The following is a 22,117-nucleotide window of genomic DNA, read 5'->3' on the forward strand; positions in this document are numbered from 1 at the left end:
TGCCCCGCAACCGCCCGATCCATGATGCGGCTCGCGCCCCGGCGCCGGCTCGCGGGCGGGCGCCGTTTTCCCTTCAACGCATTCCGCATTCGCCATGACCATCCGCATCGAACACGACACCTTCGGCCCCATCGACGTGCCGGCCGACAAGCTCTGGGGCGCGCAGACGCAGCGCTCGCTGCAGAACTTCGACATCTCGGGCGAGCGCCAGCCGCGCGAGATCATCCGCGCGCTGGCGCTGGTCAAGCAGGCCTCGGCCACCGTCAACCATGCGCTGGGCCTGCAGGACGAGGCCAAGACCCAGGCCATCGTCGCCGCCGCGCAAGAGGTGGTGGACGGCAAGCACGATGGCGAATTCCCCCTCGTCGTCTGGCAGACCGGCTCGGGCACGCAGACCAACATGAACGTCAACGAGGTGCTGGCCAACCGCGCCAGCGAACTGCTGGGCGGCGCGCGCGGCGAGGGCCGCAAGGTGCACCCCAACGACGACGTGAACCGCAGCCAGTCCAGCAACGACGTGTTTCCCACCGCCATGCACGTGGCAGCGGTGGACGCGATCACGCACCGCCTGCTGCCCGCCATCGCCAAGCTGCGCGGCACGCTGGAGGGCAAGGCACGCGAGTTCGACGGCATCGTGAAGATCGGCCGCACGCACCTGCAGGACGCCACGCCGCTCACGCTGGGGCAGGAGATTTCCGGCTGGGCCGCGCAGCTCGCGCAGGGCGAGAAGCATGTGCGCGCCGCGGTGCCGCACCTGTGCGAGCTGGCCCTGGGCGGCACCGCCGTGGGCACTGGCCTGAATGCGCCCAAGGGCTATGCCGAAGGCGTGGCGGCCGAGCTGGCCCAGCGCACCGGCTTGCCCTTCGTCACCGCGCCGAGCAAGTTCGAGGTCATGGCTGCGTGCGATGCCTTCGTCGCCGCCCACGGCGCGCTCAAGACCCTGGCCGCCAGCATGAACAAGATCGCCAACGACGTGCGCTGGCTCGCCAGCGGCCCGCGCAGCGGCATCGGCGAGATCAGCATCCCCGAGAACGAGCCCGGCTCGTCCATCATGCCCGGCAAGGTCAACCCCACGCAGTGCGAGGCGGTGACCATGCTGGCCGCGCAGGTCATGGGCAACGACGTGGCCATCAACATCGGCGGCATGTCGGGCAACTTCGAGCTGAACGTGTTCCGCCCCATGGTGGCGCACAACTTCCTGCAGAGCGTGCGCCTGCTGGCCGACGGCATGGTGAGCTTCAACGACCACTGCGCCGTGGGCATCGAGCCCAACCGCGAACGCATCGCCGAGCTGGTGGACCGCTCGCTGATGCTGGTGACCGCGCTCAACACCCACATCGGCTACGACAAGGCCGCCGCCATCGCCAAGAAAGCGCACAAGGAAGGCACCACGCTGCGCGAGGCCGCGCTGGCGCTGGGGCACGTGACGGGCGAGCAGTTCGACCAGTGGGTCGTGCCCGGCAACATGGTGGGCCGTTGAGCGGGTCAGCCCCGGTCGCGCCGGGGCGTGCGCTGCGGCTGGCGCAGAAAGGCCAGCAGCCGCCGCTCCGCCGCGCTCAGCGCCCGGGGCGATGCGGCGCCGCCGATGCGCTCCCAGATGCGCTGCATGTCCGGCCCGGCATCGGACGCCAGGCGCTCGCCCAGCGCCAGCACCGTGGGGTGGATGTACGACTTCCTGCACACGGCCGGCGTGTTGCCGAGCTGGCGCGCCACTTCCACCACGATCTGCCGCGCCGCCGCTGCATCGGCCTGCGGCAGCGTGCAGGCCTGGCGCGTCAGCTCCAGCGCCTGCACCGTGCCATGCCAGGTGCGGAAGTCCTTGGCGGTGAAGCGCTCGCCGCCCCCGCCCGCGATGCCGGCCAGGTAGTCGTTCACGTCGCCCGAGCCCACGGTGTGCAGGGCGCCGTCGCCGTCCTCGTACTGGAACAGCTCCTGGCCTGGCAGCTGCTGGCAGCGGCGCACCACGCGCGCCACGCGCGGGTCGTCCAAATGTGCTTCCTGCTGCACGCCGCTCTTGCCGCGAAAGCGCAGCGTGATGCGGCTGCCGCGCACGCCCGCGTGGCGGCTGCGCAGCGTGGTGAGGCCGTAGGAGCCGTTGCTGGCCGCATATTCCTCGTTGCCCACGCGCAGGTAGGTGGTGTCCAGCAGGCGCACGATGGTGGCGAGCACCACGGTGCGCGCGAGCGGCGCGCCGCTCGCCGCGAGGTCGCGGGCCACACGCGCGCGGATGCGCGGCAGCGCGCGGCCGAACGCCAGCATGCGGTCGAACTTGGCCTCGTCGCGCACTTGGCGCCACTGGGTGTGGTAGCGGTACTGCAGGCGCCCGCGTGCGTCCCGCCCCGTGGCCTGCAGGTGGCCTTGCGGCAGCGGGCAAATCCACACGTCGGTGTAGGCAGGCGGGATGGCCAGGCGGCGGATGCGGCCGATCTCCTCGTCGTCCGTCAGCCACGCGCCGTCGGGCGTGCGGTAGCGAAAGCTCTTGCCGCTGCGCACGCGGCTGTGGCCGGGCATGCGCCGGTCCACGTAGAGCAGGCCGCCGGGCAGGCGCTGCGGCGGGGCGGGGGTGGCGGTGGCTGCGGACATGCGCCCGATCAGACTGCGGCGCGGGGCCGAGGCCTGTCGGCGGAGGCTGGCGGTTCGCGTGGGATGGTTTCCAATGAAATAGGCTGCAAGCGCTTATGCAGCAAGCGCAAGCAGCTATCAAAAGAATAGTTCAGCCGCCCGGCGGGTCGAACGCGAAGCCCACGCCGTAGACCGAGCGGATCCAGTCGTGCTCGCCGTCGCCCGCGGCCTTGAGCTTCTTGCGCAGGTTCTTGATGTGGCTGTCGATGGCGCGCTCGTTCACGTCCAGCGTGTCGCCGTAGGCCAGGTCGAGCAATTGCGCGCGCGAGAAGATGCGCCCGCTCTGGCGCATGAGCGCCTGCAGCAGCCGGAATTCGCGCCGCGTGAGGGCCAGGGGCTGGCCGTGCAGGCGCGCCTGCCACAGCGTTTCGTCCAGCGCCAGGGCGGGAGCATCCTGCACGGAGACGCCGGGCAGGCCGCCGCGGCGCAGCACGGCCTTGACGCGCGCCACCACTTCGCGCGGCGAGAAGGGCTTGCAGATGTAGTCGTCGGCACCGAGTTCCAGGCCGATGAGGCGGTCCACCTCTTCCACGCGCGCGGTGAGCATGATGACGGGGCTGTGCAGCGTGCGCCGCACTTGGCGCAGCACCTCCAGCCCGTCCAGGCCGGGCAGCATGATGTCGAGCAGCGTCAGGTCGGGCGGCGCCTCGCGGATGCGGGCGAGGGCCGTGCGGCCGTCGGCGATGTGTTCGGCGGCGTAGCCGGCGTGGCGCAGGTAGTCGAGCACCACGCTGGCGATGTCGGCCTCGTCTTCGACCACGAGGATGCGGGCGGGGGCGGTCATGGCAGGTTCTCCAGCAGCGGCAACAGCAGCACGATGCGCAGCCCGCCCAGCGGCGAGGCCTTGGCCGCGATGCGCCCGCCGTGCGCCTGCACGATGGCGCGGCAGATGGCCAGGCCCAGGCCCGAGCTGCCGGCGTCGCCGCCCGTGCGCGTGCGCGCGCTCTCGGCGCGGTAGAGGCGTTCGAACAGATGCGGCAGTTCGTGCGCGGCCACGCCGGGGGCGCTGTCGTCCCACTGCAGGCGCAGCCAGGCGCGGCCGTGTTCGCGCTCGGTGTTGGCGGCGATGTGCAGCTGGCCGTCCGCGTGCGTGTAGCGCAGCGTGTTCTCCAGCAGGTTGCTGAAGACCTGGTGCAGCTGCTGAGCGTCGCCCAGCACCAGGGGCTCGGCGCCGGGCCAGGGCAGACCCGGGGCCTGCACCTGGATGCGGGCCTGTTCCAGGCGCGGGCGCATGCCGGCCAGGGCCTCGGCGACCAGCGCCAGCGGATGCACCGGCACGTGGCTGGCGGCGGGTGCGGCGGCGGCGCCGTCCAGGCTGGCGCGCAGATCGCCCACGAGCTGGATCAGGCGCATCACCTGGCGGTGCAAGCGCAGCGCGGTCTTGTCGTCGAACGTGCGGATTCCGTCCTGCAGCGCCTCGATCTCGGCGCGCATCGCGGCCAGGGGCGTGCGCAGCTCGTGGGCCACGTCGCCCAGCCACTGGCGGCGCGAGGCCTCCAGCCCGGCGAGCTGGCCGGCCATGTCGTTGAAGGTGCGGGCCAGCTGCGCGAGCTCGTCGTCGCCCACGGCCTGCACGCGCGCATCCAGCCGGCCGGCGGCGATGGCGCGCGCGCCTTCGGCCAGCGCATGCACGGGCGCGAGCCAGCGGCGCGCGAGCCAGGCCGACAGCGCCAGGGCCAGCGCCAGCCCGGCCAGGCCCGTCCAGACGGCGAAGCCCAGGTGCTCGCGCAGCACGGCGCGGTCGGCCTCGCCCTGCAGTTCGTCAGTCGCGGAGAGCACGAGGTGGCCGATGACGGCGCCGTCGGCCCCTTTCAGCACCTGCCGCGCGGCGCCCGTGTGCGGCGGGCTGCCGGCGACGGGCCGGCCGTCCGCATCCAGCAGGCCCAGGCGGCCGCCATAGGCCGGCGAGGGACCGCCCGGCCCGCCGTCGGGCGGGGGTGGCGGCCGGTCGGGCGGCTCGCGGAAGTCGCCGGGCATGCCGGGCGGGCCGTCGCCTCCGCCGGGGCCGCGCTGGCGCAGCTGGCGCCACAGGCCAGGGCGGCTGCGCAGCGTGTCCCAGCCGCCGGCTTCCTGGTAGTGCCTTTGCAGGCGCTCGACCAGCCAGTCCATGCGCGTCAGCTCGATGCTGGCCACGTAGGAGCCGAGCCCGCGCTGCAGCGACCAGCGCGAGAAACCGGAGAACAGCAGCACCAGCACCACCAGCATGGCCGCGAGGGCGATGAAGGCTTTGCTTTGCAGGGTGAGGCGGGGCAGGTGCAAGGCGGTGGATCCGGATCAGCTCATCGGAGGCGGGGGCGGGCGGTGGCCGCCGGGGTGCCCGTTGGGCATGGCGGCGAGGGCGGAGCCCGAGGACGTGGGGATTGTGCGGCAGGTGCCGTCCAGGGTCTTGCCGTCGGGCAGGGCGATGGTGACGGCGTCGCCCTCGGCCTTGCCCTGGCAGGCCGTGAAGGCCTCGGGCGGCGGCGGGGGCGGTGCGTGGCGCTGCCCGTCCTGCGCCAGCGCGGGCGCCAATGCGCCGCACAGCAGCGCGGCGAGGAGGGAGGGGAGAAGGTGCTTCATGGCGTGCTCTCTTTCGTGCAGGAGGGGGGTGGATCGGTTCAGGTAGCGATGGCGATGGTGATCGCGGCGGCGTAGCCGCCGCTGGCATCGGCCTGCATGGAGGTCATTTCCAGTGCGTAGCCGTCGCTGAAGACGTTGTCGGTCTGGAAGCTGATCGACGCCAGGTTGCGCACGCTGTTGCTGTAGCCCGCGTTGGCGTTGTAGATGGCGCCCATGACGTCGGTGGGAAAGGCGAGCTGCGTGGTCTTGAGCGCGTTGCTCGCGGTAGTGGCGGCGGCCAGGCTCGGGTAGATCTCCAGGTGCATGTGCGGCATGCGGCCGGCGTAGCAGCCGGGCACGACGGTGGTGAAGGTGGCCGTGCCGCTGGCGTCGGTGGCCTGCACGCCGCGCAGGTAGTTGGCGGCGATGGTGCCTTCGGTGTAGACGGAGTAGTCGCCCTCCTGCGTGCAATGCCACAGGTAGATGGCGTAGCCCGACAGCGGCGCGCACGCGGTGCGCGTGCCGGTCAGCGTGATGGTGAGGGTGAGCGGCACGCCCGCCACGGGCGTGGAGGAGCCGATGCTGTAGCGGATGTCCGAGCGCACGATGCCGCTCAGGGCGAGCACGTTGTATCTGCGGTTGCTGGCGCTGGAGCCGTCGGCGGGGTAGGGGCCGGCGGTTTCCTGCGGCACTTCGGTGCAGGTGCCCGCGGCGGCGCCGGTGCCGGTCGCGCCGCTGGCGTCATCGCTGCCGCCGCCGCAGCCCACCAGGGGTGCGAGTCCGAGCGAGCCCAGGACGCCCAGCGCCAGCCGGCGCCGGGCCTGCATGTCGGAGCGGGAGGAGTGGGATGCGGGGCGCATGGCGTGGGTCCTTTCGTGGTGAGGACGCCACTGTGCCGGGCAAGATGGGAGAAATTGTGGGCAGGCCGGGCTTGGCGCCCGGGGCGTGCGGGGCGTTCAGTCCTGCGCTTCGGCCGCGGCGCACTGGACCACGAGGGCCTCCAGGCGTTGCACGTCGTGTACCTCAATGCCGCGCGGGCGCACGCTGATGAGGCCCTCGCGCTCCATCCACTTCAGCTCCACGTTCACGCGCTGGCGCGAGCCGCCCAGGAGCTGGGCGAGCTCGTCCTGCGCCAGCGACAGGCCGATGGAGTGCGGCTCGCCGGGCTCCACGCCGCGCGGCCCGAAGCGGTGTAGCAGGTGCAGCAGGCGCTTGGCCAGCCGCGCGCGCAGCGGCAGCGTGGCGATGTCTTCCATCAGGCCGTAGATCAGGCGCATGCGCCGCGCCTGCAGCGTGAGCAGCGCGGTGCCGAAGGAGGGATGCTCCAGCAGCAGGGCGCGCAGGGTGTCCTCGGGCACGCTCAGCAGCGTGGTGGGGCCGTGGGCGTGGGCGTCCGACGTGTTGGGGCCGCGCTGCAGCACCTCGGCCTCGCCCACCCAGATGCCGGGCTCCGCATAGGTCAGCGTGACCATCTTGCCCTCGGGCGTGGTGCGGCGAAACCGGATGGCGCCGCTGGCGCAGGTAAACCATTCGCGCGCGGTCTGGCCCTGCTCTGCGATGAGGTCGCCGTGCGCGTAGCGCGTGACCTGGCCCAGGCGCAGGATGTCGTGCCGCAGCGAGGCCGACAGCGACGCGAACCAGCGGCCACGGTTGATGGCCTCGCGCTCCTGCTGCGTGAGCAGGGGGCGTTGGAGGGAGCGGTCGATGCAGAGGCGCAGGGGTGCGTTCATGAAGATCGGAACGAAGCGATCAGGCTGGCGCTGGGGGGAGCGGAACATTCTAGGGGCGGGGTGCCCAGGGGCCAAGCGCGCAAAGGCGCCTTCGCGACAGGGTTTTGGCTAGTCGCCGCCATCTGCCTGCGCGTCCGGCGGGTCGAAGGCGAAGCCCACGCCGTAGACGGAGCGGATCCAGTCGTGCCCCGCCGGGTCGGCCGCGCGCAGCTTGCGCCGCAGGTTCTTGACGTGGCTGTCCACCGCGCGCTCGCTCGGGTCCTGCGCGGCGCCGTCGCCGGCATGCTCCAGCAGGTGCGCGCGCGAGAGCACGTTGCCGTGCCGGGCCATGAGGGCGCGCAGCAGGTGGAATTCGCGCGGGGTGAGCGGCACCGGCGTGCCGTGCAGCGTGGCTTGCTGCTGGGCTTCGTCGAGCAGCAGTACGCCGGGGACTGCTTCGGGGGGCGGTGGCGGCGTGCGCCGGCGCAGCACGGCCTTGACGCGCGCCACCATTTCGCGCGGCGAGAAGGGCTTGCAGATGTAGTCGTCCGCGCCCAGCTCCAGGCCGATGAGGCGGTCCACCTCTTCCACGCGCGCGGTGAGCACGATGATGGGGCTGTCGGTGTGGCGGCGGGCGCGCCGCAGCACCTCCAGGCCGTCGATGCCGGGCAGCATCACGTCGAGCACGGTGAGGTCGGGCGGGTGCGTACCCGTCAGGTGCGCGAGGGCGCTGGCGCCGTCGATGGCGTGCTCGGTGTCGAAGCCCGCGTGGCGCAGGTAGTCGAGCACGATGCCGGCGATGTCGGGCTCGTCCTCCACGACGAGGATGCGCGCGGTCATGCGGGTTCCTCCAGCAGCGGCAGCGTGAGGGCGATGCGCAGGCCGCCCAGCGGCGAGGCGCTGGCCTCGATGTGGCCGCCGTGCGCCTGCACGATGGTGCGGCAGATGGCCAGGCCCAGGCCGGAGCCGCCCAGGTCGCCCACGGCGCGGTGGCGCGAGGCCTCGGCGCGGTACAGGCGCTCGAACAGGTGCGGCAGCTCGTGCGGCAGGGCGCCGGGCGCGGTGTCGTCCAGGCGCAGCTGCAGGTGGCCGCGCTGCACGCCGGCCGATACCTCCAGCCGGCCGCCGGGGTCGGTGTAGCGCAGGCTGTTTTCCAGCAGGTTCAGGAACACGCGGTGCAGCTGCTGTGCATCGCCGCGCACCCGCGGCCCGCCCTGTGCGGCGGCCAGCGCCGCCAGGTCGGGCAGCGCATGCAGGGCGACGCCTGCCTGGTCGAAGCGCGACTGCATGGCGGCCATGGCCTCGCGCAGCAGCGCCAGCGGCCGCACGGGGACCAGCGCGGCGGTCGGCTCGCCGCCGGCCATGTCCACGCTGGCGCGCAGGTCGCCCACCAGGTGGATCAGGCGCATCACCTGCCGGTGCAGGCGCTGCGCGGTGCGGGCGTCGAAGCGGCGCACGCCGTCCTGCACGGCCTCGATCTCGGCGCGCATGGCGGCGAGCGGGGTGCGCAGCTCGTGTGCCATGTCGCCGATCCACTGGCGGCGCGAGGCCTCCATGCTGGCGAGCTGCTCGGCCATGTCGTTGAAGGTGTGGATGAGGCGCGTGAACTCTTCGCTGTCGGCCTGCTCGGGCACGCGCGCCTGCAGGCGGCCGGCGGCCAGCGCCTGGGCGCCTTGCACCAGCGCCCCGATGGGCCGCAGCCAGCGCCGCGCGAGCCACCACGACAGCAGCAGTGCCAGCGCCAGGCCGGCCACGCCGGTCCAGACCACGAAGCCGAGCTGCTTGGCGAGGAAGGCCCGGTCGGCGTCGCGCTCCAGCCCGTCGGGTGGTGCCAGCACGAGGTGGCCGACGGTGCGGCCCTCGCCGTCGCGCAGCGCCGTGCGCGCGCCACCGGGCCGCGGCGGCGCGCCGGCCACCAGCGCGCCGCGCGCGTCCACCACGCCCAGGCGGCGCGAGAGCGCGTCCACGGGCTGCTGCGCGGAGGGTTCGGGCGTGTGCAGCAGCAGCGGGTCCGGCGGGGGATCGGCCGGGCCGATGACGGGCATTTGCAGGTTGCGCGGGCGCCGCAGCTCGCGCCACAGGCCGGGCTGGCCGTGCAGCGTCTGCCAGCCGCCGTGCTGCACGTAGATGGCTTGCAGCCGGTAGGCCAGCCAGTCCATGCGGGCCAGCTCGATCTCGGCCACGTACGGCCCCAGGCCGCGCTGCAGCCCGATGCGCGAAAAGCCCACGAAGATCAGCAGCATGACTACCAGCAGGGCGGAGAGTGCGGCGAACGCCTTGCCTTGCAGGGTGAGGCGGGGAAAAGAAGGCACCCCGCGAGGATGGCATGGCCCCGCCCGGGCCATGCAACCAGTTGCTACGCTATCAATAGCTGCCAGCGCTTGATGGGAAAGCGCTGGAGGCCAATTTGATACATATCTTTCAGATCACTTGGCGGCTTGCAGCGCCTGGCCGATCCAGCCGTCGAAGGCCTTCTGGTGGGCCTTGATCCAGCCGTCCACGTGGCGTTCGATGTCGGCGGGCTTGTTCTGGCCCTGGCTCATCAGGTGGTTCTGCGCGTTGATGTCGCCCACGGGCAACTGCATCACCTCGAACAGCTTGGCGGCGGCGGGGTTCTTCTCGGCCCAGGCCTTGTTGGCGACGATCTGCTGGTTGTTCACCACGAAGCCGTAGTTCTTGCCGTTGGGCAGCTTGGTGTCCATGCCCTTTTGCTCGCCGGGCAGCGAGGAGAAGGGCACTTCGAGCCACACCACGTCCTTGCCGGGCTTGAGCTCGTTGCTCACCCAGTAGGGCGTCCAGGTGTAGTAGAGCACCGGCTTGCCTGCGCGGAAGCGCGTGATGGTGTCGGCGATCAGCGCGGAGTAGGTGCCCTGCTGGTGCGTGACGGTGGGACGCAGGCCGTAGGCGTCCAGGTGGTGCTCGATCATGGCCTCGCAGCCCCAGCCGGGGTTGCAGCCGGTCAGGTCGGCCTTGCCGTCGCCGTTGGTGTCGAACAGCTTGGCGATCTCGGGGCTCTTGAGCTGGTCGATGCGGGTGATCTTGTGCGCGTCGGCCGTCTTCTTGTCGATCAGGTAGCCCTGCGCGGCGTTGCCCGAGTAGATGCCCTTGCGGTAGAGCTTGGCTTCGCCGCCCGCGTTCTTGTAGTAGTCGGCGTGCAGGGGGTTCCAGTGGTCAGCCATGAAGGTCGCGTCGCCGTTGGCGATGGCGACGTGGGCGGTGGGATATTCCACTTCCTTGATGGGCTGCACTTCGTAGCCGAGCTTTTGCAGCGCCTTCATGACGAGCAGGGTCTGGAAGGTTTCCTCGGCGATCGAGCTCTTGAGCGGCAGCACCTGCACGCCCTTGCCAGGAAGGTCGGCAGCCATGGCGCCTGCGCAGGCGAGGGCGGCGGCGGCCGCGCCGGCGCGCAGCCATGCCAGGCGCCGGGTGGGGGTGTGATGGGTCATGGGAAAGCTCCTTTCGTTGTGGTGGATCGGGTTCAATGCGCGGTGGATTCGCGCGCGGCCGGCTGAGCGGCCTCGGTGGGGGGCGCCGCGGGGCGGCCGCTGCGCAGCAGGCGCACCACCAGCCCGGCCGGGCCGGTCTGCCACCAGCGCATGCTGGCGCGGCGCGGCTCGCCCATGGCCTGGGTGATGCGGTCGAGCACGATGGCCAGCAGCACGATGCCCAGGCCGCCCACGGTGGCCAGGCCCATGTCCAGCCGGCCGATGCCGCGCAGCACCATCTGGCCCAGGCCGCCCACGGCGATCATCGAGGCGATGACCACCATCGACAGCGACAGCATCAGCGCCTGGTTGATGCCCGCCATGATCGAGGGCATGGACAGCGGCAGCTGCACCTTCCACAGCAGCTGCCAGGGCGAGGCGCCGTAGGCGCGGCTGGCCTCGATCAAATCGGGGCGCACCTGGCGGATGCCCAGGTTGGTGAGGCGGATCAGCGGCGGCAGCGCGAACACGATGGTCACGATCACGCCCGGCACGTTGCCGATGCCGAACAGCATCACCACGGGCACGAGGTAGACGAACGCGGGCGTGGTCTGCATCGCGTCGAGCAGCGGGCGCGTCCAGCGCTGGGCACGGTCGCTCGCGGCGAGCACGATGCCCGCGGGCAGGCCGATCACCACACAAAAGAGCAGCGAGGTGAGTACCAGCGCCAGCGTGACCATGGCGTCGGGCCAGATGCCCAGCAGTGCCACGAACGCCAGCGACGCCACCGTGCCCACGGCCAGCGCGCGCCCGGCGAACTGCCAGGCCACCAGCGCCAGCAGCACCGTGAGCACGGGCCAGGGCACGGCCAGCAGCAGGTCGGTCACGCCCATGAGCGTGGCGTCGATGGGCGCGCGCACGGCCTGGAAGAAGGAGCGGAAGTTCTCCACCACCCAGTGCAGGCCGTCATTGATCCAGCCCTGCACGGGCAGGCCGTCGGTGGTGATCTGGTGCCACAGGGTGGCGAGGCTGCCGTCGTCGGCGGGCGCGGTCACGGCATTGCCGCCGCCGAGCCAGTCGGCGCCGGCCTGCGCGGCGTCGGTCGCGGAGGCATCGCTGCCGCTCCAGGGGTCGCCGGGAACGGCTGGCGAAGGCGCAGCCTGCGCGGCGGCCGCGCCCCATGGGTCGCTGGCGGGTGCGTCGGCCGCGGGAAGGCCTTGCAGGCTGCCTGCGTCCATGGGCGCGCCCTCGGGCGCCTGCACGGGCTCCCAGGGGGTGGGGGCCGTGCTCTCGCGGGTCATGTCGTCGTTCATACGGGTTCTCCTGTCGGTGGTGCCGTTCAGCCCGCGGCGTGCAGTTGCACGGGGGGGCGTTCGGCCTGCGGCGGCGGCACGGGCGGCGTGTCGCGGTCGAGGAACTTCATCAGCGTGGTGCGGCTGACCACGCCCACGTACCTGCCGGCCTCGTCCACCACGGGCAGCGGGCAGGGCGCGGTGGACATGGGTCCGAACAGCTCGGCCACGGGCGTGCCGGCCGCGAGCGGAGGGGCGTCCGGCAGGAACGCGTGCTGCAGCCCCAGCGGCCCCTGGTGGCCGCGCAGCGCATCGCGCAGCGACTGCGAGGACACCACGCCCAGGTAGCGCTTGTCGGCGGTGAGCGCGTAGGCGTGGTCGCGGTCGGAGTCCTCCAGCAGCTTGAGCGCGGCGCGGCAGCCGCGGTCGTCGCGCTCGGAGACGACGGTGAGCGCCTGGCGCGCGATGTCGGCGGCCTTGAACACGGCCGCTGCGTCCACGCCGCGCACGAAGCTGCGCACGTAGTCGTCGGCCGGGTTGCGCAGGATCTCGTCGGGCGTGCCCACCTGCACCACGTGGCCGTCCTTCATGATGGCGATGCGGTCGCCGATGCGCATGGCCTCGTCCAGGTCGTGCGAGATGAAGACGATGGTGCGGCGCTTGACCTGCTGCAGACGCAGCAGCTCGCTCTGCATCTCGGTGCGGATGATTGGGTCCAGCGCCGAGAACGCCTCGTCCATCAGCAGGATCGACGGATCGCTCGCCAGCGCCCGCGCCAGGCCCACGCGCTGCTGCATGCCGCCCGAGAGTTCGTCGGGGTAGCTCGCGCCCCAGGCGCCCAGGCCCACCTGCTCCAGCGCTTCCTGCGCGGCGCGGTTGCGCTCGGCGCGGTCCACGCCGGCCAGCTCCAGGCCGAAGGCCGTGTTGTCCAGCACCGTCATGTGCGGCATCAGCGCGAACGACTGGAACACCATGCTGATGTCCTTGCGGCGCAGGGCGCGCAGCGCCTTGTCGGAGAGCTGGTTGATGTCCTGGCCGTCCACCAGGATGCGGCCGTCCGTGGGTTCGATCAGCCGGTTGAGCATGCGCACCAGCGTGGACTTGCCCGAGCCGGACAGGCCCATGACGACGAAGATTTCTCCGGCCTCGATGGTGAAGCTGGCGTCGAACACGCCGATGGACTGGCCCGTGCGCTCCATGATCTCCTGCTTGGCGCAGCCCTGGCGCACGAGCTGCAGCGCCTCCTGCGGCGCGTCGCCGAAGACCTTGAACACATGGTCGATGATGATTTGCTTGGCCACGTCGTGGGTCCTCCCTCGAATCGGTTGAACGCTCGCCCCGGCCGCCCGCGAGCGGACCGGAACACGAAGGCCGAAGCACATGCCTACACAAGAGAAACCCCGATGCGGCGGCCGTGCCGGCGCACTCGCCAGGGCGAGCACGGCCGTCAAGCCGGTAGGAGGGTGGTCACGCGATGTGGCCAGATCGGCCCGAATGGCACGCGAAGGGGTGCGCAAGGGCCTGGGTGCGCAGCGCGGCAGGCCGCGCCCACGCGGGAGCCAGAAAAGCCGCACGGCGGCGGCAAGGCTCCCTCGGGCATCAGGGCCGGAACTTCGGCCACTAGCGCCGCAGGCCGGCCTCAGAAGGGCGCAGGCCTCGGCAAGGGGATCCGCCGCTGATGAAAGGGCGGGTTACCTGCATGGCAGGTTGTAAAACACGCTAAAAGTATATTTATTGTGTTTTTTTGAGTCAAAAAACAGGTTTTTTGTGATGTGGTATATGCGCCGGCCGCTCAATCAGTGGTCGCCATGCCCATTGCCGAGCAGCTTGTCGGTCAGCGCGATCGCCAGTGCGCTGAGCAGGAAGGTGATGTGGATGATGGTCTGCCACATCAGCACCTTCTCGCTGTAGTTGCCGGCATTGATGAAGGTCTTGAGCAGGTGGATGGAGCTGATGCCGATGATGGACAGGCCCAGCTTCACCTTCAGCACCGAGGCATTCACGTGGCCGAGCCATTCGGGCTGGTCCGGGTGGCGCTCCAGGCCGAGCCGGCTCACGAAGGTTTCGTAGCCGCCGACGATCACCATGATGAGCAGGTTGGAGATCATCACCACGTCGATCAGCGCCAGCACCACGAGCATGATCACCGTCTCGTTGAGCGAAGCGACGGCAGCCTCGGGCTTGTAGCCGATGCTGGTGGTGAGCGCGTGCAGCGCTTCCTGGCTACCGAAGGCGGCTTCTATCAGATGCCACAGCTCGAGCAGGAAGTGCCATACATAGACGCCCTGGGCGGCGATCAGGCCCAGGTACAGCGGAAGCTGCAGCCAGCGGCTGGCGAAGATCAGGGCCGGCAGCGGGCGCAGCGGCGTGTTCGCCGCGTCGACGGAAGGGGGGAGTTGGGAGGCCATGGGGGGACTGCAGGAAAAAACGGGTGCGCGATTGTAGGGACTGCGCGCGCCGCATCCATGCCGGCGCCATGGGCGTGGAACGTGTTTACGATCGTGCCTGCCGCCGTCAGTGGCTTGTAAGTACGGCGGGCCACAGTACCGCCCAGAATTCTTAGCTTCAGGAGACAAACCCATGAGTGCTTCCACGTCTGCGATCGAATCCGTGCTGGTGGAAAACCGCGTCTTCCCGCCCGCCGACAACGTGGTGAAGGCTGCCCGCGTATCGGGCATGGCCGGCTACGAGGCCCTGTGCGCAGAGGCCGAGAAGGATTTCGAAGGCTTCTGGGCGCGCCTGGCGCGCGAGCAGCTGCAATGGACCAAGCCGTTCACACGCACGCTGGACGAGTCCAACGCGCCGTTCTACAAGTGGTTCGACGACGGCGAGCTCAACGCCAGCGCCAACTGCCTGGACCGGCACATGGGCACGCCGGTCGAGAACAAGACGGCCATCCTGTTCGAGGCGGACGACGGCACCGTCACCCAGGTCACCTACAAGGAGCTGCTGGCCCGCGTGGCCCAGTTCGCCAACGCGCTCAAGGCCCAGGGCATCGCCAAGGGCGACCGCGTGGTGATCTACATGCCCATGACCATCGAGGGCGTCGTGGCCATGCAGGCCTGCGCGCGCATCGGCGCCACGCACAGCGTGGTGTTCGGCGGCTTCTCGGCCAAGGCGCTGCAGGAGCGCATCATCGACGCGGGCGCCGTGGCCGTGATCACGGCCAACTACCAGCTGCGCGGCGGCAAGGAGCTGCCGCTCAAGTCCATCGTGGACGAGGGCATCGCCATGGGCGGCTGCGAGTCGGTCAAGACCGTGCTGGTCTACGAGCGCACGCCCACCGCCTGGAACCGCGTCGCGGGCCGCGACAAGACCTTCGCCGAGGCGCTGGCCGGCCAGCCGACCGAATGCGCACCCGTGGCCGTGGGCGCCGAGCACCCGCTCTTCATCCTCTATACCTCGGGCTCTACCGGCAAGCCCAAGGGCGTGCAGCACTCCACCGGCGGCTATCTGCTGTGGGCCAAGCAGACGATGGAGTGGACCTTCGACATCCAGCCCAGCGACATCTTCTGGTGCACCGCCGACATCGGCTGGGTCACGGGCCATACCTACATCGCCTACGGCCCGCTGGCCGCGGGCGCCACGCAGGTCGTGTTCGAGGGCGTGCCCACCTACCCGAACGCAGGCCGCTTCTGGCAGATGATCGAGCGCCACAAGGTCACCGTGTTCTACACGGCGCCCACGGCCATCCGCTCGCTCATCAAGGCGGCGGATTCCGACGCAGCGGTGCACCCGAAGAACTGGGACCTGACCTCCCTGCGCATCCTGGGCAGCGTGGGCGAGCCCATCAACCCCGAAGCCTGGATGTGGTACTACCGCAATGTGGGCGGCGAGCGCTGCCCCATCGTCGACACCTTCTGGCAGACCGAGAACGGCGGCCACATGATCACGCCGCTGCCGGGCGCCACGCCGCTGGTGCCGGGCTCGTGCACGCTGCCGCTGCCGGGCATCGCCGCGGCCATCGTCGACGAGACGGGCAAGGATCTGCCCAACGGCTCGGGCGGCATGCTGGTCGTCAAGCGCCCCTGGCCCAGCATGATCCGCACCATCTGGAACGATCCCGAGCGCTTCAAGAAGGCCTACTTCCCCGAGGAGATGGGCGGCACGATCTACCTGGCCGGCGACGGCGCAGTACGCGACGCCAAGACGGGCTACTTCCGCATCACGGGCCGCATCGACGACGTGCTCAACGTCTCGGGCCACCGCATGGGCACGATGGAGATCGAGTCCGCCCTGGTCGCCAAGACCGACCTGGTGGCCGAGGCCGCAGTGGTGGGCCGCCCCGACGACCTGACGGGCGAGGCCATCTGCGCCTTCGTGGTCCTGAAGCGCCCGCGCCCCATGGGCGACGAGGCCAAGCAGATCGCCAAGGAACTGCGCGACTGGGTGGCCAAGGAGATCGGCCCCATCGCCAAGCCCAAGGACATCCGCTTCGGCGAGAACCTGCCCAAGACCCGCAGCGGCAAGATCATGCGCCGCCTGCTGCGCTCCATCGCCAAGGGCGAGCAGATCACGCAGGACACCAGCACGCTGGAAAACCCGGCCATCCTGGACCAGTTGGCGCAGTCCAACTGACCCCCAGTCTTTCTGGACAAAGGCCGCCCCGGGGGCGGCCTTTTCGTTTGTAGGATCAGCGCGCGAATACGCCAGCGTGCCGTGAAAAGCGGCCTGGCCTGGGGTACAACCGGGGCTTCACCGGGAGTCCACCATGCATTTCAGAACCATCATCCTGACGCTCATCGTGCTGGCCATCGGGGCGCTGGCGGCGCTCAACTGGACCACGCTGGCGGCGCCTACGACCGTGTCGCTGGGCGTGTCCACCGTGGAAGCGCCGCTGGGCCTCGTCATGCTGGCGCTCACCGTGCTGCTGGCGGTTTTCTTCGTGGCCTACGTGCTGACGCTGCAGGGCTCCGTGCTCATGGAGACGCGGCGCCATGCCAAGGAAATGACAGCCCAGCGCGAGCTGGCCGACCGTGCCGAGGCCTCGCGCTTCACGGAGTTGCGCGCCTTCCTGGAAACCCAGCACCGCACTTCGCACGATGCCCTGCTGGCGCGGATCGATGCGCTGGAGGCGCGCATGGCGGCGCGCGCCCAGGAGTCCGAGAACGTCACAGCGGCCTACGTGGGCCAACTGGAGGACCAGTTGCACGCACGCGGCAGGGCGCCGCTGCCGCAGGACCGCAAGGAGCCCGGTCTGCTCTGAAGCCGGCGCTCCAAAAACAAAGGCCGCAACGCGTGAACGCTGCGGCCTGCCAAGTGCCTCGCCCCGACTGGCGGGGCGGCGCCATCACTTCATTGCCAGAATCCAGTCGGCCAGCTTCTTGGCATCGGCTGCATTGACCTGCGCGTTGGCGGGCATGGGCACGGGTCCCCACACGCCGGAGCCACCCTTGATGATCTTCTCCGCCAGCTTGTCGGCAGCGCCTGCCTGGCCGCGGTACTTGGCGGCCACGTCCTTGTACGACGGGCCCACCAGCTTCTTGTCCGTGGCATGGCAGGCCATGCAGTTCTTGGAGGTGGCGAGGGCCTGGTCGGCGAGCGCGGGCGCTGCAACCGACAGGGTCATGGCCAGGGTGATCAGGGTACGCTTCATGGTGGGGTTCCTCTAGGGGGTGGAGTACATTTATCCTTCAATGTCATTGTAGTGTTGGGGGTTGACGGGCCTGGCACGAAAGTGCGCGCCACATCGGGGAATGAACCATGTACACACTGCTTTTGGGCCTCTTGTTGATACTTCTCAAATACCTGGAAATCGGGCCCGTCGCCACCTGGTCCTGGTGGTGGGTGCTCTCGCCGCTGGCCGTCACCGCGGCATGGTGGGCATGGGCCGATGCCACGGGCTACACCAAGCGCAAGGCCATGGAAAAGATGGACAAGCGCAAGATGGACCGCGTCAACAAGCACAAGGAAGCCCTGGGCATGGGGCAGCGCAAGCGGCGCTGACAGGCCTTCAAAAACACAGCCCGCAGCCGGGAGCGGCTGCGGGCTTTTTTTGTGCACCTGCGCAGGGGAGTTGGCTATCTTTGTGATAGCTGCTTGCGCTTGATGGGCGGGCGTTTGTGGCGGTTTTACTTGAAATCGTCCAGCACGGCACCCTTGCTGGCGCTGGCTGCGTTGAAGGCGAACTTGGCCTGCACGCCGCGCGTGTAGCGCGGCGCGGGCGGCTGCCACTGGGCGCGGCGGCGGGCCAGCTCGGCATCGTCCACATGGAGCTGCAGCAGGAGCTGGTGCGCGTCGATGGTGATGCTGTCGCCCTCGTTCACCAGGCCGATGGTGCCGCCCGCGGCGGCCTCGGGCGCCACGTGGCCCACGACCATGCCCCATGTGCCGCCGGAGAAGCGCCCGTCGGTGATCAGGCCCACGCTCTCGCCCAGGCCCGCGCCGATCAGCGCGCCCGTGGGCGCCAGCATCTCGGGCATGCCCGGGCCGCCTTTGGGGCCGAGGTAGCGCAGCACCATCACGTCGCCGGCCTGGATCTTCCCATCCAGGATGGCTTGCAGCGCGGACTGCTCGTCGTCGAACACGCGCGCGGGGCCGGTGATCACGGGGTTCTTCAGGCCGGTGATCTTGGCCACCGCGCCCTCGGGGCTCAGGTTGCCCTTGAGGATGGCCAGGTGCCCCTGCGCGTAGAGCGGCTGGTCGATGGAGCGGATCACGTCCTGGTCGGCGCGCGGCGCGTCGGGCACGTCGGCCAGCGTTTCGGCGATGGTCTTGCCGGTGATGGTCAGGCAGTCGCCGTGCAGCAGGCCGGCGTTCAGCAGGATCTTCATCACCTGGGGGATGCCGCCCGCGTTGTGCAGGTCCACCGCCAGGTACTTGCCGCTGGGCTTCAGGTCGCAGATCACCGGCACCTTCTGGCGCATGCGCTCGAAGTCGTCGATGGTCCACTCCACGCCCGCTGCGTGGGCGATGGCCAGGAAGTGCAGCACCGCGTTGGTGGAGCCGCCCGTGGCCATGATGACGGCCACCGCGTTCTCGATGGATTGGCGGGTGACGATGTCGCGCGGCTTCAGGTCGCGGCGGATGGCCTCGATGAGCACGCGGGCCGATTCCTTGGCCGAGTTCTGCTTCTCGTCGTGCGGGTTGGCCATGGTGGAGGAGTAGGGCAGGCTCATGCCCAGGGCCTCGAACGCGCTGGACATGGTGTTGGCCGTGTACATGCCGCCGCACGAGCCCGTGCCGGGTATGGCGTGCTGCTCGATGTTCTTGAGCTCCTGGTCGCTCATCTTGCCCGCCGCGTTCTGGCCCACGGCCTCGAACACGCTGACGATGTTCAGGTCCTGCCCGTTCCAGCGGCCCGGCAGGATGGTGCCGCCGTAGACGTAGATGGCCGGCACGTTGGCGCGCAGCATGCCCATCATGCCGCCGGGCATGTTCTTGTCGCAGCCGCCCACGACGAGCACGCCGTCCATCCACTGGCCGCCCACGCAGGTCTCGATGCAGTCGGCGATCACCTCGCGGCTCACCAGGCTGTACTTCATGCCTTCGGTGCCCATGGCCATGCCGTCGCTGATGGTGGGCGTGCCGAAGACCTGGGCGTTGCCGCCGGCCTCCTCGATGCCGGCGATCGCCGCGTCGGCCAGCTTCTGCAGGCCGCTGTTGCAGGGCGTGATGGTGCTGTGCCCGTTGGCCACGCCCACCATGGGCTTGGCGAAGTCGCCTTCCTGGTAGCCCATGCCGTAGAACATGGAGCGGTTGGGGGCACGGGACTTGCCCTGGGTGATGTTGGCGGAGCGGCGGTTCAGGGGGAGAGAGTTCGTCATGGCAATCCTGGCTTCGGTGGGGAAGAAGGGGGCTGGTGCAGCCGCCAGGGAGTGTAGTGCGCAGGTGGATAATCCGCCGGTTTGTCCGGACGCGGCTCAAGAGGCCGCGCCCCGGCGCGCCGGCCCCCCAAGCGCACGGGCCTTCCCCTTCTCCGAGACACCCCACAACCACTATGCCCGCATACCGTTCCAAGACCTCCACCGCCGGCCGCAACATGGCAGGGGCCCGCTCCCTGTGGCGCGCCACCGGCATGAAAGACGACGACTTCAGCAAGCCCATCATCGCCGTCGTCAACTCCTTCACCCAGTTCGTGCCGGGCCACGTGCACCTGAAGGACCTGGGCCAGCTCGTCGCGCGCGAGATCGAGGCGGCGGGTGGCGTCGCCAAGGAGTTCAACACCATCGCCGTGGACGACGGCATCGCCATGGGCCACGACGGCATGCTGTATTCGTTGCCCAGCCGCGAAATCATTGCCGACAGCGTGGAGTACATGGTCAACGCGCACTGCGCCGATGCCATGGTCTGCATCAGCAACTGCGACAAGATCACCCCCGGCATGCTGATGGCCGCGATGCGCCTGAACATCCCGGTGATCTTCGTCTCCGGCGGCCCGATGGAAGCGGGCAAGGTGCGCCTGGCCGTGCCCGGCACGGCCACCGTCCAGTTCAAGAAACTCGACCTGATCGACGCCATGGTGATGGCCGCCGACGACAAGGTGAGCGACGCCGACGTGGCCGAGGTGGAGCGCTCCGCCTGCCCGACCTGCGGCTCCTGCTCGGGCATGTTCACCGCCAACTCCATGAACTGCCTGGCCGAGGCGCTGGGCCTGGCGCTGCCCGGCAACGGCACCGTGGTCGCCACGCACGCCGACCGCGAGCAGCTCTTCAAGCGCGCGGGCCGCCGCATCGTGGAACTCGCCCGCCAGCACTACGAGCAGGACGACAACTCCATCCTGCCGCGCTCGGTCGGCTTCAAGGCGTTCGAGAACGCGATGACGCTGGACATCGCCATGGGCGGCTCCACCAACACCATCCTGCACCTGCTGGCCATCGCGCAGGAGGCGCAGATCGACTTCGGCATGACCGACATCGACCGCCTCTCGCGCGTGGTGCCGCAGCTGTGCAAGGTGGCGCCCAACACCAACAAGTACCACATCGAGGACGTACACCGCGCGGGCGGCATCATGGCCATCCTGGGCGAGCTGGAGCGCGCCGGCAAGCTGCACACCGACGTGCCCACCGTGCACGCCAAGACGCTGGGCGATGCATTGAACCAGTGGGACGTCACCCGCACCAGCGACGAGGCCGTCAAGACCTTCTACATGGCTGGCCCCGCAGGCATTCCCACGCAGGTCGCGTTCAGCCAGGACACGCGCTGGCCCAGCCTGGACCTGGACCGCGCCGAGGGCTGCATCCGCTCCTACGAGCATGCGTTCTCGAAAGAAGGCGGCCTGGCCGTGCTCACCGGCAACATCGCCAAGGACGGCTGCGTGGTCAAGACGGCGGGCGTGGACGAATCCATCCTCGTCTTCGAAGGCCCGGCCCATGTCGTCGAGAGCCAGGACGAGGCCGTGGAGCACATCCTGAACGACGAGGTGAAGGCGGGCGACGTGGTCGTCGTGCGCTACGAAGGCCCCAAGGGCGGCCCCGGCATGCAGGAAATGCTCTACCCCACGAGCTACATCAAGTCCAAGGGCCTGGGCAAGGCCTGCGCGCTGCTGACCGACGGGCGCTTCTCGGGCGGCACCTCGGGCCTGTCCATCGGCCACTGCTCGCCCGAGGCGGCGGCGGGCGGGGCCATCGGCCTCGTGCGCAACGGCGACCGCATCCGCATCGACATTCCGGGCCGCAGCATCAACGTGCTGGTGAGCGACGAAGAACTCGCCAGCCGCCGCGAGGAGCAGGCGGCGCTGGGCTGGAAGCCCGCCAAGCCGCGCCCGCGCAAGGTCTCCGCCGCGCTCAAGGCCTACGGCAAGCTGGTGACTTCGGCCGACAAGGGCGCCGTGCGCGACCTGTCGCTGCTCGATTGAGCGCCGCGCCCCACGCGCCTGTCGCGCTGGTCACCGGCTCCACCTCGGGCATCGGCGCGGCCATCGCGCGGCGCCTGTCGCAGGAGGGGTATGCGGTCGTCCTGCACTCGCGCAGCTCCGTGGACACCGGCCGCGCCATGGCTGCCGACCTGGGCCGGGCGGCCTACGTGCAGGCCGACCTGGCCGTGGACGCGGACCGCGTGCGCCTGGTGCGCGAAGCCGTGGCGTGCTGGGGCCGGCTGGACCTGCTGGTGAACAACGCCGGCATCAGCCGCGTCGTGCCGCACGGCGATCTGCACGCGGCCACGCCGGAGATCTGGCGCGAACTGCACGAGGTCAACGTCATCGCGCCCTTCCGCCTGATCGCCGAGGCACAGCCCGCGCTGGAAGCGGCGGGCGGCTGCGTGGTCAACGTCAGCTCACACGCGGGCGTGCGGCCCAAGGGCGCGTCGATCCCCTACGCGGCCAGCAAGGCCGCGCTCAACCACATGACGCGGCTGCTGGCGCTCTCGCTTGCGCCGCGCATCCGCGTGAACGCCGTCGCGCCGGGGCTGGTGGACACGCCGCTCACGGCCGACTGGACGGCCGCCCAGGCGCTGTGGCGCGAGCGCTCGCCCATGCGCCGTGCCGCGCAGCCGCAGGACATCGCCCAGGCCGTCGCCCTGCTGGCGGCGAGCGGCTACATGACGGGCGAGATCCTGCTGCTGGACGGCGGGCTGAACCTCACATGAGCAC

The 22,117-nt window shown here is 70.2% G+C and carries 20 protein-coding genes; 6 read left to right on the forward strand and 14 right to left on the reverse strand.

The features are described from left to right. Positions 1-94: 94 nt before the first annotated feature. Entirely contained in the window at positions 95-1,480 is a 1,386-nt protein-coding gene (gene fumC, locus AVS7_RS04125; protein WP_020230449.1) for a class II fumarate hydratase, read from the forward strand. Positions 1,481-1,485: 5 nt separating this feature from the next. Here fumC and AVS7_RS04130 read toward each other — a convergent pair whose 3' ends face one another. The 12 genes from AVS7_RS04130 to AVS7_RS04185 form a co-directional block, all read right to left on the reverse strand. Beyond that, positions 1,486-2,583, reverse strand: a complete 1,098-nt coding sequence (locus AVS7_RS04130; protein ID WP_020230450.1) for a DNA topoisomerase IB — start codon at positions 2,581-2,583, stop codon at positions 1,486-1,488. Positions 2,584-2,713: 130 nt separating this feature from the next. Next, positions 2,714-3,406, reverse strand: coding sequence for a response regulator (locus AVS7_RS04135; RefSeq protein WP_020230451.1), 693 nt, complete (start codon positions 3,404-3,406; stop codon positions 2,714-2,716). Further along, a complete protein-coding gene (locus tag AVS7_RS04140) occupies positions 3,403-4,827 on the reverse strand; it encodes an ATP-binding protein (RefSeq protein WP_049696846.1) in 1,425 nt (474 codons plus the stop codon). Before AVS7_RS04140 ends, AVS7_RS04135 begins: the two co-directional genes overlap by 4 nt. A 69-nt stretch (positions 4,828-4,896) precedes the next feature. Then, positions 4,897-5,181, reverse strand: a complete 285-nt coding sequence (locus AVS7_RS04145; RefSeq protein WP_020230453.1) for a hypothetical protein — start codon at positions 5,179-5,181, stop codon at positions 4,897-4,899. 38 nt (positions 5,182-5,219) lie between these two features. Next, a complete protein-coding gene (locus tag AVS7_RS04150; RefSeq protein WP_024000921.1) occupies positions 5,220-6,020 on the reverse strand; it encodes a protocatechuate 3,4-dioxygenase subunit beta in 801 nt (266 codons plus the stop codon). A 96-nt stretch (positions 6,021-6,116) separates the two neighbouring features. Next, positions 6,117-6,890 (reverse strand): Crp/Fnr family transcriptional regulator, encoded by a 774-nt coding sequence (locus AVS7_RS04155; protein ID WP_024000922.1) that lies wholly within the window; start codon positions 6,888-6,890, stop codon positions 6,117-6,119. Positions 6,891-6,998: 108 nt separating this feature from the next. After that, a complete protein-coding gene (locus tag AVS7_RS04160) occupies positions 6,999-7,709 on the reverse strand; it encodes a response regulator (protein ID WP_020230456.1) in 711 nt (236 codons plus the stop codon). Beyond that, a complete protein-coding gene (locus AVS7_RS04165) occupies positions 7,706-9,112 on the reverse strand; it encodes a HAMP domain-containing histidine kinase (protein ID WP_020230457.1) in 1,407 nt (468 codons plus the stop codon). The genes AVS7_RS04160 and AVS7_RS04165 overlap by 4 nt, the downstream gene beginning before the upstream one ends. A gap of 183 nt (positions 9,113-9,295) precedes the next feature. After that, positions 9,296-10,315 carry a glycine betaine/L-proline ABC transporter substrate-binding protein ProX gene (gene proX / locus AVS7_RS04170; protein ID WP_020230458.1) on the reverse strand — a complete coding sequence of 340 codons (1,020 nt, stop codon included), beginning with the start codon at positions 10,313-10,315 and terminating at the stop codon, positions 9,296-9,298. Positions 10,316-10,347: 32 nt separating this feature from the next. Continuing rightward, on the reverse strand, positions 10,348-11,595 hold the full coding sequence (gene proW, locus AVS7_RS04175) for a glycine betaine/L-proline ABC transporter permease ProW (protein WP_369799076.1): 1,248 nt from the start codon (positions 11,593-11,595) through the stop codon (positions 10,348-10,350). A 38-nt stretch (positions 11,596-11,633) separates the two neighbouring features. Continuing rightward, the gene (gene proV, locus AVS7_RS04180) at positions 11,634-12,887 is read right to left on the reverse strand and encodes a glycine betaine/L-proline ABC transporter ATP-binding protein ProV (RefSeq protein ID WP_020230460.1); all 1,254 of its coding nucleotides are present in this window, start codon (positions 12,885-12,887) and stop codon (positions 11,634-11,636) included. A gap of 495 nt (positions 12,888-13,382) precedes the next feature. Further along, positions 13,383-13,994 carry a TIGR00645 family protein gene (locus AVS7_RS04185; RefSeq protein ID WP_020230461.1) on the reverse strand — a complete coding sequence of 204 codons (612 nt, stop codon included), beginning with the start codon at positions 13,992-13,994 and terminating at the stop codon, positions 13,383-13,385. A gap of 172 nt (positions 13,995-14,166) precedes the next feature. On the opposite strand from AVS7_RS04185, the gene acs reads away from it, so the two are divergent. After that, on the forward strand, positions 14,167-16,164 hold the full coding sequence (gene acs / locus AVS7_RS04190) for an acetate--CoA ligase (RefSeq protein WP_020230462.1): 1,998 nt from the start codon (positions 14,167-14,169) through the stop codon (positions 16,162-16,164). A 133-nt stretch (positions 16,165-16,297) separates the two neighbouring features. Continuing rightward, on the forward strand, positions 16,298-16,792 hold the full coding sequence (locus tag AVS7_RS04195) for a hypothetical protein (RefSeq protein WP_020230463.1): 495 nt from the start codon (positions 16,298-16,300) through the stop codon (positions 16,790-16,792). An 84-nt stretch (positions 16,793-16,876) separates the two neighbouring features. Here the strand turns inward: AVS7_RS04195 and AVS7_RS04200 are convergent, their stop codons facing one another. Next, positions 16,877-17,182, reverse strand: coding sequence for a c-type cytochrome (locus tag AVS7_RS04200; RefSeq protein WP_020230464.1), 306 nt, complete (start codon positions 17,180-17,182; stop codon positions 16,877-16,879). 107 nt (positions 17,183-17,289) lie between these two features. Here AVS7_RS04200 and AVS7_RS04205 point away from each other — a divergent pair, with 107 nt between their 5' ends. Further along, positions 17,290-17,532, forward strand: coding sequence for a TIGR04438 family Trp-rich protein (locus tag AVS7_RS04205; RefSeq protein WP_020230465.1), 243 nt, complete (start codon positions 17,290-17,292; stop codon positions 17,530-17,532). Positions 17,533-17,657: 125 nt separating this feature from the next. Here the strand turns inward: AVS7_RS04205 and ilvD (AVS7_RS04210) are convergent, their stop codons facing one another. Next, positions 17,658-19,352: a dihydroxy-acid dehydratase gene (gene ilvD / locus AVS7_RS04210; protein ID WP_020230466.1), complete on the reverse strand. Its 1,695-nt coding sequence runs from the start codon at positions 19,350-19,352 to the stop codon at positions 17,658-17,660. Between the two features lie 173 nt (positions 19,353-19,525). Here ilvD (AVS7_RS04210) and ilvD (AVS7_RS04215) point away from each other — a divergent pair, with 173 nt between their 5' ends. Both ilvD (AVS7_RS04215) and AVS7_RS04220 read left to right on the forward strand, forming a co-directional pair. Beyond that, entirely contained in the window at positions 19,526-21,382 is a 1,857-nt protein-coding gene (gene ilvD / locus AVS7_RS04215) for a dihydroxy-acid dehydratase (RefSeq protein WP_020230467.1), read from the forward strand. Next, positions 21,379-22,113: an SDR family NAD(P)-dependent oxidoreductase gene (locus AVS7_RS04220; protein WP_020230468.1), complete on the forward strand. Its 735-nt coding sequence runs from the start codon at positions 21,379-21,381 to the stop codon at positions 22,111-22,113. Before ilvD (AVS7_RS04215) ends, AVS7_RS04220 begins: the two co-directional genes overlap by 4 nt. Positions 22,114-22,117 lie beyond the last annotated feature (4 nt).

Origin of the sequence: Acidovorax sp. MR-S7, from assembly GCF_000400995.2 — a bacterium.
Taxonomy (GTDB): Bacteria; Pseudomonadota; Gammaproteobacteria; order Burkholderiales; family Burkholderiaceae_C; genus MR-S7.

Excerpts from the sequence above, each read along its gene's own strand:
- fumC (WP_020230449.1), top strand. The coding sequence starts at position 95 with ATGACCATCCGCATCGAACACGACACCTTCGGCCCCATCGACGTGCCG.
- AVS7_RS04130 (WP_020230450.1), bottom strand. The coding sequence starts at position 2,583 with ATGTCCGCAGCCACCGCCACCCCCGCCCCGCCGCAGCGCCTGCCCGGC.
- AVS7_RS04135 (WP_020230451.1), bottom strand. The coding sequence starts at position 3,406 with ATGACCGCCCCCGCCCGCATCCTCGTGGTCGAAGACGAGGCCGACATC.
- AVS7_RS04140 (WP_049696846.1), bottom strand. The coding sequence starts at position 4,827 with ATGCTGGTGGTGCTGGTGCTGCTGTTCTCCGGTTTCTCGCGCTGGTCG.
- AVS7_RS04145 (WP_020230453.1), bottom strand. The coding sequence starts at position 5,181 with ATGAAGCACCTTCTCCCCTCCCTCCTCGCCGCGCTGCTGTGCGGCGCA.
- AVS7_RS04150 (WP_024000921.1), bottom strand. The coding sequence starts at position 6,020 with ATGCGCCCCGCATCCCACTCCTCCCGCTCCGACATGCAGGCCCGGCGC.
- AVS7_RS04155 (WP_024000922.1), bottom strand. The coding sequence starts at position 6,890 with ATGAACGCACCCCTGCGCCTCTGCATCGACCGCTCCCTCCAACGCCCC.
- AVS7_RS04160 (WP_020230456.1), bottom strand. The coding sequence starts at position 7,709 with ATGACCGCGCGCATCCTCGTCGTGGAGGACGAGCCCGACATCGCCGGC.
- AVS7_RS04165 (WP_020230457.1), bottom strand. The coding sequence starts at position 9,112 with ATGCTGCTGATCTTCGTGGGCTTTTCGCGCATCGGGCTGCAGCGCGGC.
- proX (WP_020230458.1), bottom strand. The coding sequence starts at position 10,315 with ATGACCCATCACACCCCCACCCGGCGCCTGGCATGGCTGCGCGCCGGC.
- proW (WP_369799076.1), bottom strand. The coding sequence starts at position 11,595 with ATGACCCGCGAGAGCACGGCCCCCACCCCCTGGGAGCCCGTGCAGGCG.
- AVS7_RS04185 (WP_020230461.1), bottom strand. The coding sequence starts at position 13,994 with ATGGCCTCCCAACTCCCCCCTTCCGTCGACGCGGCGAACACGCCGCTG.
- acs (WP_020230462.1), top strand. The coding sequence starts at position 14,167 with ATGAGTGCTTCCACGTCTGCGATCGAATCCGTGCTGGTGGAAAACCGC.
- AVS7_RS04195 (WP_020230463.1), top strand. The coding sequence starts at position 16,298 with ATGCATTTCAGAACCATCATCCTGACGCTCATCGTGCTGGCCATCGGG.
- AVS7_RS04200 (WP_020230464.1), bottom strand. The coding sequence starts at position 17,182 with ATGAAGCGTACCCTGATCACCCTGGCCATGACCCTGTCGGTTGCAGCG.
- AVS7_RS04205 (WP_020230465.1), top strand. The coding sequence starts at position 17,290 with ATGTACACACTGCTTTTGGGCCTCTTGTTGATACTTCTCAAATACCTG.
- ilvD (WP_020230466.1), bottom strand. The coding sequence starts at position 19,352 with ATGACGAACTCTCTCCCCCTGAACCGCCGCTCCGCCAACATCACCCAG.
- ilvD (WP_020230467.1), top strand. The coding sequence starts at position 19,526 with ATGCCCGCATACCGTTCCAAGACCTCCACCGCCGGCCGCAACATGGCA.